Source organism: Nocardia sp. NPDC060220 (assembly GCF_042727815.1).
Taxonomy (GTDB): Bacteria; Actinomycetota; Actinomycetes; order Mycobacteriales; family Mycobacteriaceae; genus Nocardia.
Map to the genome: position 1 here is coordinate 1 of NZ_JBHWZY010000186.1, position 9757 is coordinate 9757.

Annotated in this window: 9 protein-coding genes; 6 read left to right on the forward strand and 3 right to left on the reverse strand. The window is 68.5% G+C overall.

The window, feature by feature from the left end; translation table 11 throughout:
* A partial coding sequence (locus tag ACFWF3_RS12390; RefSeq protein ID WP_379313749.1) for a hypothetical protein occupies positions 1 to 1198 on the forward strand: 1198 nt, incomplete at its 5' end.
* Positions 1199 to 1237: 39 nt separating this feature from the next.
* On the opposite strand, the gene ACFWF3_RS12395 is transcribed toward ACFWF3_RS12390, so the two are convergent.
* Positions 1238 to 2056 carry a MerR family transcriptional regulator gene (locus ACFWF3_RS12395; RefSeq protein ID WP_379313750.1) on the reverse strand — a complete coding sequence of 273 codons (819 nt, stop codon included), beginning with the start codon at positions 2054 to 2056 and terminating at the stop codon, positions 1238 to 1240.
* A 125-nt stretch (positions 2057 to 2181) separates the two neighbouring features.
* Positions 2182 to 4179 carry a TPM domain-containing protein gene (locus ACFWF3_RS12400; RefSeq protein WP_379313751.1) on the reverse strand — a complete coding sequence of 666 codons (1998 nt, stop codon included), beginning with the start codon at positions 4177 to 4179 and terminating at the stop codon, positions 2182 to 2184.
* Positions 4180 to 4248: 69 nt separating this feature from the next.
* Between ACFWF3_RS12400 and ACFWF3_RS12405 the strand changes: the two genes are divergently transcribed.
* Positions 4249 to 4926 (forward strand): MBL fold metallo-hydrolase, encoded by a 678-nt coding sequence (locus ACFWF3_RS12405; protein ID WP_379313752.1) that lies wholly within the window; start codon positions 4249 to 4251, stop codon positions 4924 to 4926.
* A gap of 12 nt (positions 4927 to 4938) precedes the next feature.
* Here ACFWF3_RS12405 and ACFWF3_RS12410 read toward each other — a convergent pair whose 3' ends face one another.
* Positions 4939 to 5355 carry a DoxX family protein gene (locus ACFWF3_RS12410; protein ID WP_379313753.1) on the reverse strand — a complete coding sequence of 139 codons (417 nt, stop codon included), beginning with the start codon at positions 5353 to 5355 and terminating at the stop codon, positions 4939 to 4941.
* A gap of 84 nt (positions 5356 to 5439) precedes the next feature.
* Between ACFWF3_RS12410 and ACFWF3_RS12415 the strand changes: the two genes are divergently transcribed.
* The 4 genes from ACFWF3_RS12415 to dnaG all read left to right on the forward strand — a co-directional run.
* Positions 5440 to 6372, forward strand: a complete 933-nt coding sequence (locus ACFWF3_RS12415; RefSeq protein WP_379313754.1) for a LysR family transcriptional regulator — start codon at positions 5440 to 5442, stop codon at positions 6370 to 6372.
* Positions 6373 to 6491: 119 nt separating this feature from the next.
* Positions 6492 to 7070 (forward strand): YdcF family protein, encoded by a 579-nt coding sequence (locus ACFWF3_RS12420; protein ID WP_378637756.1) that lies wholly within the window; start codon positions 6492 to 6494, stop codon positions 7068 to 7070.
* Position 7071: 1 nt separating this feature from the next.
* Positions 7072 to 8325 carry a deoxyguanosinetriphosphate triphosphohydrolase gene (locus ACFWF3_RS12425; protein WP_379313755.1) on the forward strand — a complete coding sequence of 418 codons (1254 nt, stop codon included), beginning with the start codon at positions 7072 to 7074 and terminating at the stop codon, positions 8323 to 8325.
* A gap of 25 nt (positions 8326 to 8350) precedes the next feature.
* Positions 8351 to 9757 (forward strand): DNA primase (gene dnaG, locus ACFWF3_RS12430; protein ID WP_379313756.1); only part of this gene is annotated, 1407 nt, incomplete at its 3' end.

Sequence of the window (9757 nt, forward strand, 5' to 3'; positions counted from 1 at the left end):
GGGCCCCGGCGGTGTCCATCGCGGAGCAGCACACCATGGCCGCCACGTGTCCGGCGAGCAACTCGCGCCCCGTACGCGGCGGAACGGAATCCTGTTGCGTCCGGGGGATATCGAGGCCGTCGGCGCGTGGGTGAGTTTCGGCGATCCCGACGAGGTGCGGATTCCGGCCGAGTCCATGGATCCTGGGGCCCAATTGGCCTATCTGGATGTGGTTCTCGCCGAAGAGGATCGGGCTCGGGTCACGTTGTTCGTGCACCACAGCGTGGCCGACGCGGGGCATTGTATCGAACTGTTCGCGCGGCTGTGGGGCTTCTACACCGACTATGTGGAGACCGGGAAGATCGCGGACACGGCAACCGTGGTCGCCGAGTCGGAGACCACGGCCGGTGCGACGCGGGAGTATCCGGCGTCGCTCGAGGTGCTGCTGGCGCAGCGGGGGATCCGGCGTGGGCGGCGGTCGGGACTCGAGACGGTAGCGCGTCCGCTCGTCGTCACAGATTCGGTGAGTGGGATCGAGCGGGCGGAGGCCGCACCGGCCACGTTGGCCCGGCCCGCGCGGATTCAGCTGGATACCGTCGCGACCGCACGGGTGCTCGAGCTGGCTCGCGCGCACGCGGTGAGCGTCAACGGGTTGGTCACCGCCGCGGTGTTGCGGGCGTACGGCGATCTCTCGGGCGCGGACCACGTCTCGTGTATGTATCCGGTCGACCTGCGCAGGCGCCTCGACCCTGCGGTTGCCGCGGAAGCCGGCACCAACCTGTCCGGCCTGGCCGCGTTCGCCACCGATGCCGCCGACACCGCGGACCTCGTCGTGCTCGCTCGCCGGATCGGCACCAGCCTGCACAACGACCTGGCCGACGGGGTGATCGAACAGTCCGTTCTGCACTTCCCCGACTTCTACGGTCCCGATCGAATCCACTCCACCGCAGGGCATATCGCGCTCACCAACACCGGGACGGTGCCCCCGTTCCGCGCCCCCGCCGGGCTGATTCTCGACGACTACGAGATCGTCTACCTCTCCGCACACCCCCGCCCGTCGACGGGGGCGTCCGCGGCGGTCACCTTCCTCGTCTACACCTATCTCGGTCGACTGACCATCGGCCGACTGGGTGGCGGCCCACTCGCCGCCCACCTGCTGGATGCCGTCGCCGCGGAATTGTCCTGGTCATCCGCGGATCAGGAAGCCGCGACCGCCTGAAACGGATCTCGCCTGCGGATCGCACGGGCCGGCCGCGCCTCAGCGCGGTGCGAGAGGCTCCTGCAGTTCGGTGACCCAGCCATCGGGATCGGGCGTCCACTCCAGGGTGACTTCGCGGACGGGCGCGCCGGTGCGGAGCCCGTTGTCCTCCACCCAGCGACCGAGCGCCTGCCACGCCGCGCCGATCCCGCTCACGTTCCCGCGATGGACGGTGGTCGCTGCGTGTTCGAGCGCGGGCAGATCGACGATCGAGAAGTCCGGTGCCGCAGCGGGATCCACATTCACCGGCACACACGCGTGCACGCCGACCGTCCCGTCGTCACGCGCGTCGTAGTAGGCGATCGCGGGACCGGCGATCGTGATCCCGGCCGCGGCCAGCCGGTCGGACAGTTCGCTGAACAGCGGCCCGATCACCGGGCTGATCGCCTGGGGTTCGAATCCCGAAGCCCAGCTGGACGATTCGGCCACTCTGACTGCGGGCACCGACTTGATCACCACATCCTGATCGGGCATGATGCCCTCCTTTTCGATGATTCGGAGTCTCGCTTCGACTTCGGTCAACCGCGAACGGTCGGCCGCGATCCGCTGTTCCAACTCGGCTCGGCGCAAGGTGAGCATGCCGCGCAGTTCTGCCGCGTCGGGCCCCGGCTCGAGCATTCTGCCCACCTGTTCCAGCGTGAACCCGAGCTCTTTCAAGGCGATGAGCCGATTGAGCCGGGTCAGCTGCGCCGCCGTATAGAAGCGGTACCCGGTGGCCGCGTCGACTCTGGCGGGCGCCAACAAACCCACCGCGTCGTAGTGGCGCAGCATGCGTACCGACACCTGACCGTGCCTGGCGAAATCTCCGATACTGAACATGACGCCTTCCGGTGTACGGCCTCACACGGTGAGAGAGTCAAGGGCGAACCTGTCGACCTCGCCGCGCCGCGATCAGGCGCGTCCGGCACTGCGCCCGGCGCGGTCGACCCTCGCGATGGCCGGGATCAGAATCTGCCGCCCCGGCTGACTCGACGCGATCCCGACGAGCCGCCGTACGAGCCCGGACGGTAGCCGCCGCCTCCGCCATAGCCGCCGCCTCCGCGTCGCGAACCGCCACTCATCGCGCCCCGCAGCAGCTCGTTGAGCAGGATTCCGCCCAGCACCGCGCCGGTCTGTGAGCCGCCGCCCGACATCGGCTGACGCGTCTCCCACGCCTGCACGCTGGCCTGCGCCTGCTGCATGGCCCGGCCGCCGAGGTCGGCGGCGGTCTGTGCGCTGACGAGTGCGCGTTCGGGGTCACTGCCCGCGAGTCCGTGTGCCTCGGCGAGGTGACGTTGCGCCTCGGAGAGCCGGGTGCGGGCCTCCGCATCGACGCCGCCACGCCGGGTGGTGATGAACGACGACGCCGCATCGATGCGGGCGGATGCGTCGGTGAGGGTGCGATCGAGCCGGCGTCGCAGATCCTCCACGGCCAGTTTGCGATCCGAGGCCGCCGCGATCGCACGGTCCAGTTCGGCATCAGCGGTGACCGCGGTGTGGAAGGTACCGAGGGGATCGCTGTCGGCATTCGGGGCATTCGGGGCATTCAGGGCCGCGGTGGCGGACGAGACCGCGGCGGCCAGGTCGGCGCCGCCGAACTCGGTGAGGCTCGTGGCCGAGCTCAGGTCGGCGCGCAGTTCGTCGAGGGCGGCCGCAAGACCGTCGCGCGCTTGCTGGATATTCGTCGCGGCCTGGTCGACGGCATCGAGCAGCGTCCTTGCCTGCCCGATCGCGCCTTCGGCCGCTCGGATCGCCGCGACCGCACCACCCTGCTGCCCGACAGGCTGGGTGAGAGCGGTACGAGCGGAGTCGATGTTGTTCTCGGCGAAGGTGATTCGCTCCTGCGCCATCCGCACGTTGTCGTGGATCGGTGCGATGACCGAGGGTGGATAGGTCGAGCTCAAGCGGGTGAGTTCGGCTTCGGAGCCCGGCATGCGCGCGGTCAGCTCGACGATGTCGCGGGTGAGCGTGTCCAGCCGAGCGGGCGCGTCGATGAGCAGATCGCGCATGGCGTCGAAATCGGCGACCTGCGAGTCGAGTTCGCGATCGGCCGTGCCCGCCGTGGCGATCAGCTCGATGAGCATGGCGCGCTGCTGGTCCGGCGTCTCCGGAATCGCGTCGTCGAGTTGCTGACGAATCGTGAATGCCTTCGCGGTGGCGGCGCGGGCGGCATCGAGCGCGGAGCGGAACGGCGTCACCGCGGTGTCACCGAATTCGCTGGTGGCCAAGGTCAATTCCTCGGCGCTGGTCCGCACGGCATCGTCGATCTCGACCAGTCGCTCGCGGGAGAGCGCGTGCAAGGTCGGCAGCGACAATCGCGCCAGCGCCGCGGAATCGGTCGGATCCACCTCGCGCGCGGTGGTCAGCTCGGCACGATCCCGGTCACCTCGACGCTTGCGCGAGAACAACATCAAACCGCCGGCCACCACGATCACGGCCAGCCCGATGAGGATCAGCACACCCCACGGCACCCCGCTGCCCCGCATCGCCGAACCGATTCCCTCGGCGGTGTCGACCGCGGCCTGTGCCCACTTCTGGTCGCGCAGATCGGGTTCCACCGAGCCCGCGAGCAGCGAGTCCAGTTCGGAGTCGCTCACACTCTCGGGAAGGGTGCCGTCGAGCCAGTAGCCGCGGTCGTCGACGGCCACCGCCAGCAGCAGATCATGATCGCTGAAACCGGAGAGGTCGGAAGTGCGGGCAGCCCAGTCGCGGGGCGCCATCGACCCGAAGGTGCGCACATAGTTCACCCACAGCTTCACCTGGTGATCGCGGTAGAGGGCGTCGATCGCGTCGAGCACGCGTGCTTCGTCGCCCGCACTGAGCACATTCGCGGTATCGACCACCTGCGGACCCATGCGCGCGGGCGGTTCGCCGACCGCACTCGGCGCGCACAGCAGACTCAACACGGCGAACACCGCGCAGAGTGCGGAAACCGATCGTGGGGCCGAACTCGACAGCGGCATGTGTCGAATCTAACGGTCGACACCGACACCGGCACGACAGCGCGGCGCGTGGCTTCTACGATCGGGTGCATGGTCACAGTCGCTCGCCAGTACACAGGTCACGTCACCGCGGGCGGGGACGCCCAGCAGCGCGACGTCCCCGGCGCCCGCATCGTGAAGATGTCCGTCGGTCCGATGGACAACAACACCTACCTGATCCAGAGCGCCACCACCGGCGCCGCGGTGCTGATCGACGCCGCCAACGATGCCGAGCGCATCATCGAACTGACCGCGCTCGAGACACCCGGCCAGATCGAACTGCTCGTCACCACCCACCGCCACCCCGATCACTGGCAGGCCCTGACCGAGGTCACCAAGTCCTTCGAGGTCCCCACCGCCGCCCACACCCTCGACGCCGACCACCTCCCGGTCCGCCCCGACCGTCTGCTCGAAGACGGCGACACCATCGAAGTGGGCGATCTCGTCCTCCATGTCATCCACCTGCGCGGCCACACCCCCGGCTCGGTCGCCCTCGCCCTCACCGACAACGCGGGCCACACCCACCTCTTCACCGGCGACTCCCTTTTCCCAGGTGGAGTGGGGAAAACTCATAGTTCCGCCGACTTCGACACCCTCCTCACCGACGTCACCACCAAACTCTTCGACCGCTACCCCGACGACACCGTCGTCTACCCGGGTCACGGCGACGACACCACCCTCGGCGCCGACCGCGCGAATCTGCCCGAATGGCGGGCGCGGGGTTGGTGATCGCCGGTCCGGTCAGCGCAGCGTGAAGGCTGGTGCGGTGAGGGTGAGCCCCAGGTCGGCGGTGTAGGCGAAGACCGCGAAGAACACCAGTGCCGCACCGGCCAGGGCGAGGTCCTTGTTGAAGTGGACCATCTCGTGTTGCTTGGTCTCGGCGTCGGTCTCCTTCCAGAAGGCATGCATCAGGAAGGCCGTCGGCACCAGGAACGCCACCAGGACAAGCGATCCGAGGTCGCCCCAGGCGCCGAGCAGCACGCTCGTTCCCGCGACGAGCATGGCGGCACCCGAGGCGTACACCGCGAACAACGGCGACGGCACCCCATGGCTCGCGGCGTAGCGCGCGGTGTCCTTCGCGCCGCTCAGATGGCCGATAGCCGCGCCGATGAACAACGCGGAGAACAGGATTCGTCCGATCAGGACCATGACGCTCATGACTTCCACCTGATCATCGCGAGGCCGGTCGCGTCCAAGACCGATCTCTGCGGACCCGATACCGAGCGGGTATCGTCGCAGCTCATGGACCTCCGTCTGCTGCGATACTTCACGGCGGTGGCCGAGGAACTCCACTTCGGTCGCGCCGCCGCCCGGCTGTACATGACCCAGCCGCCCCTGAGCAGGGCGATCAAACAGCTCGAAGACGACCTCGGCTACGAACTCCTGCGTCGTTCACCGACAGGTGTGACTCTCACGCCTGCCGGGTCCGCCCTCTACGACGAGGCGCTCGAGCTGCTGGCCCAGGCCGATCGGGTGCGCACCAGGGTCGCGGTCGCCGCCGGGGCGTCCGCCGTCACGATCGGCACCTTCGCCGAAGCGGCAGGGAGCCGACTGGCCGCGGCGTACCGGGCCGCGCATCCCGACGTCCAGGTGCACATCAGAGAAGGCGACTTCGCCGACCCGACGGCCGGGTTGCGCGCCGGACGCGTCGACATCGCCCTCACCCGCACGCCCTTCGACGAAACCGGCATCACCACACAGGTTATGCGTACCGACCCGGTGGGTGTCGTCCTTCGCGTCGACGATCCCCTGGCAGATCACGCGAGTCTGCACCTGCGCGAACTGGCCGATCGACAGTGGTTCCAGCTGCCCGCCGACACCGATCCGATCTGGCGGAGCTACTGGTCGCACCCGACCGATCCGGACACCGGCCCGGTGGTGCGCACCGTCCACGAATGTCAGCAAACCGTCCTGTGGAACGGCACCGTCGGCCTCACGCCGCTGGGCCACCCGGTCCCGGAGGGCCTCGTGGTGGTCCCGCTCGCCGACAAGCCGCCGAGCAGCCTCGTGCTGGCCTGGACCAGCGCGGCACACAGCCCGCTGATCCGCTCGTTCGTCGACATCGCCGCGACGATCCCCTGGGAGTCCGCGGGCTCGGCGGTCGGCCGTTCACCGGAACGGAATCCGGTGGTGACCGCTGACCCCGCGGGGCGTCGGACCGACCTGGCAGACTGACGAAGGTGAAATCGGGTTTCTCGCGAACGGTCACGCCCGCCCCGGATGTCAGGCATCCGCGCGGGCTGGTGTCGACGGTCTCGGTGTGGTTGGTCCGGTTGATCGCCGGCGCGGTGCTGATGGGGTTGGTGCTGGTCGCCGGGACAGCGGTCCGGGTCTGGCAGGTCGCGCGGATCGACGACTACACCCCCGCGAACGCGATCGTGGTGCTCGGCGCGGCCCAGTATTCAGGAACGCCGTCGTCGGTTTTCGAGGCGCGGCTGTATCAGGCCTGGCGACTCTACGAGGCCGGGGTGGCGCCCACCGTGATCACTGTCGGCGGCAAACAGGAGGGCGACCTGTATACCGAAGCCGCCTCGGGCAAACGGTATCTGGAGGACAAGGGCGTCCCCAGCGAGAACATCGTGGCCGTCGAAACCGGTTCCGACACACTGCGCAGCATCGAGGCGGTGGCGTCGGCGATGGGGGAGCGCGATATGTCATCGGCCGTACTCGTGAGCGATCCGTGGCATTCACTGCGAACCAGGACGATGGCTCGCGACGCAGGCCTGGAAGCGTGGACCGCACCCACCCGTACCGGGCCCGCCGTCTATACGAGGGAGTCGCAATTCCACGGCATCGCCCGCGAAACCGGCGCGCTGCTCTGGTACCAGCTCACTCATTTCTCGGCAGATTTTCCTTACGAGGCGGGACAGTGAGATGACCGGGACCTATACCCCGCACGACCAGGAACGCATGGTCCACGAGCCCGGTAAGACCGCGTGGCCCGGCGCCGCGGGCAAGGGGCATCGCAGTGAGTTCTCCCGCGATCGTGCCCGCGTGCTGCATTCCGCCGCGCTGCGTCGCCTCGCCGACAAGACTCAGGTCATGGGCCCGCGCGAGGGCGACACCCCGCGCACCCGGCTGACCCACTCGCTCGAAGTGGCCCAGATCGGGCGCAGTATCGCCGACGGTGTCGGCGCCGACCCCGACCTCGTCGACCTGGCCGGCCTGGCCCACGACATCGGCCACCCGCCCTACGGTCACAACGGTGAACGCGCGCTCGACGAATTCGCCGACCGCTACGGCGGTTTCGAAGGCAACGCGCAGAACCTGCGCATCCTGACCCGCCTCGAACCCAAGGTCCTCGACGCCGACGCAGAGAGCTTCGGGCTCAACCTCACTCGGGCGGCCCTGGACGCGACCCTCAAATACCCGTGGGGCAGAAGCGGTTCCGGCACCAAGTTCGGCGCCTACGACGACGACCTCGAGCGCCTGGCCTGGGTGCGCAAAGACGCGCCCGACCGCAAACAAAGCCTGGAATGCCAGATCATGGACTGGTCCGACGACGTCGCCTACTCGGTGCACGACGTGGAGGACGGCGTGATCGTCGGCCGCATCGACCTGCGCGCCCTCGCCGACCCGGCCGAACAGGCCGCGCTCGCCGAACAGGGCCACGGGCAGCACCCCGACCAGTCGATCGAAGCGCTCGCCGCCGCCGCCCAACGGCTCTCCGAACTCGACATCGTGGCCGACGCCGCGACCTACGACGGCAGCTTCGCCGCCTCGGTGGCGTTGAAGCGGCTCACCAGCGAACTGGTCGGCCGCTTCGCCACCGCCGCGATCTCGGCCACCCACGAGCGTTACGGCCAAGGCCCGCTCAGCCGCTACGAGGCCGATCTGATCGTGCCGCCGATCGTGGCCGCCGAGGTGGCCGTCCTCAAGACCGTGGCGTTGCGGTACGTGCGCTCCGACCCCGGCCACCTCGCCCGCCAGCAGACCCAGCGCGACCGCGTGCAGGCCGTGGCCGATCGGCTGCTCACCACCGCGCCCGCCCACCTCGACGATCAGATGCTGCCCTGGTTCAACGCCGCCGCCACCGAGGCCGCCCGCGTGCGCGTGGTGATCGACCAGATCGCCTCCTACACCGAGAGCCGCTTCGAACGCGTCGCCGCCTCGCTGGACTGCCGCTGAGCAGACCCGACTAGACTCGCTCATCGTGGCCGGACGAATCCCAGATCGCGATATCGCGGCGATCCGTGAACGTGTCCGGATCGAAGATGTAGTCGGTGAGTACGTGGCGCTCAAGCGCGCGGGCGCCGACTCGATCAAAGGTCTGTGCCCGTTCCACGACGAGAAGTCGCCGTCGTTCCATGTGCGCCCCAACCACGGGCTGTTCCACTGCTTCGGCTGTGGTGAGGGCGGCGATGTCTACAAGTTCCTGCAGCAGATGGAACACATCGGTTTCGTCGAGGCCGTCGAGCAGATGGCCGATCGCATCGGCTACCAGATCAACTACGAGGGTGGCGGCACCTCGGTGCAGCGCGACCGCGGCACCCGCTCGCGCCTGGTCGCCGCCAATGCCGCCGCGCACGAGTACTACATGGGCCTGCTGCACGAACCCGAGGCCGAGGCCGCGCGCAAGTATCTGACCGACCGCAACTTCGACAAGGCATCCTGGGCGCAGTTCGGCTGCGGTTACGCCCCCGCGGGCTGGGACGGGCTGACCAAGCACCTGCAGCGCTTGGGTTTCGAGTTCAAGGAACTGGAAGCTGCCGGACTGTCCAAGCAGGGCAAGCGCGGTCCGATCGACCGGTTCCATCGTCGCCTGCTGTGGCCGATCCGCAATCTCGGCGGCGAGGTGATCGGTTTCGGCGCGCGCAAGCTGTTCGACGACGACACCATGCCCGGCAAGTACGTGAACACGCCGGAAACGTTGCTGTACAAGAAGTCTCAGGTGCTGTTCGGTCTCGACCACGCCAAGCGCGACATCTCCAAGGGTCATCAGGCCGTGGTCGTCGAGGGCTACACCGACGTCATGGCCATGCATCTGGCCGGGGTGAAAACCGCGGTGGCGTCGTGCGGCACCGCGTTCGGCGAAGAACACCTGCAGGTACTGCGCAGGCTGCTGATGGACGACAACTTCTGGCGCGGCGAGATCATCTACACCTTCGACGGTGACGCGGCCGGTCAGGCCGCGGCGCTGAAGGCGTTCAGCGGTGATCAGCGGCTGGCGGGACAGACCTACATCGCGGTGGCGCCCGACGGGCAGGATCCGTGCGAGTTGCGTCAGCACTCCGGCGACAGCGCCGTGCGTGATCTGGTGGCGCGGCGGACCCCGCTGTACGAGTTCGTGATTCGCGGACTGCTGGCCGAACACAATCTCGACGATGTCGAGGGTCGTGTCGAGGCACTGCGCCGTACGGTGCCCGTGGTGGCCCAGATCAAGGACAACGCCACCCGCAAGGGGTATGCCACCAAGCTGGCCGGCTGGGTGGGCTGGGACGACATCCAGCTCGTCGTGCGCCGGGTCGGTGAAGAGGCGAAGAAGAACCGGATGGGCGGCACCACGCCCGATCTGAAGTCCGGCGCCGCGGCGATCCCCGCGCCTCGCGTCGAGGAGAGC

Excerpts from the sequence above, each read along its gene's own strand:
- ACFWF3_RS12395 (WP_379313750.1), bottom strand. The coding sequence starts at position 2,056 with ATGTTCAGTATCGGAGATTTCGCCAGGCACGGTCAGGTGTCGGTACGC.
- ACFWF3_RS12400 (WP_379313751.1), bottom strand. The coding sequence starts at position 4,179 with ATGCCGCTGTCGAGTTCGGCCCCACGATCGGTTTCCGCACTCTGCGCG.
- ACFWF3_RS12405 (WP_379313752.1), top strand. The coding sequence starts at position 4,249 with ATGGTCACAGTCGCTCGCCAGTACACAGGTCACGTCACCGCGGGCGGG.
- ACFWF3_RS12410 (WP_379313753.1), bottom strand. The coding sequence starts at position 5,355 with ATGAGCGTCATGGTCCTGATCGGACGAATCCTGTTCTCCGCGTTGTTC.
- ACFWF3_RS12415 (WP_379313754.1), top strand. The coding sequence starts at position 5,440 with ATGGACCTCCGTCTGCTGCGATACTTCACGGCGGTGGCCGAGGAACTC.
- ACFWF3_RS12420 (WP_378637756.1), top strand. The coding sequence starts at position 6,492 with ATGGGGTTGGTGCTGGTCGCCGGGACAGCGGTCCGGGTCTGGCAGGTC.
- ACFWF3_RS12425 (WP_379313755.1), top strand. The coding sequence starts at position 7,072 with ATGACCGGGACCTATACCCCGCACGACCAGGAACGCATGGTCCACGAG.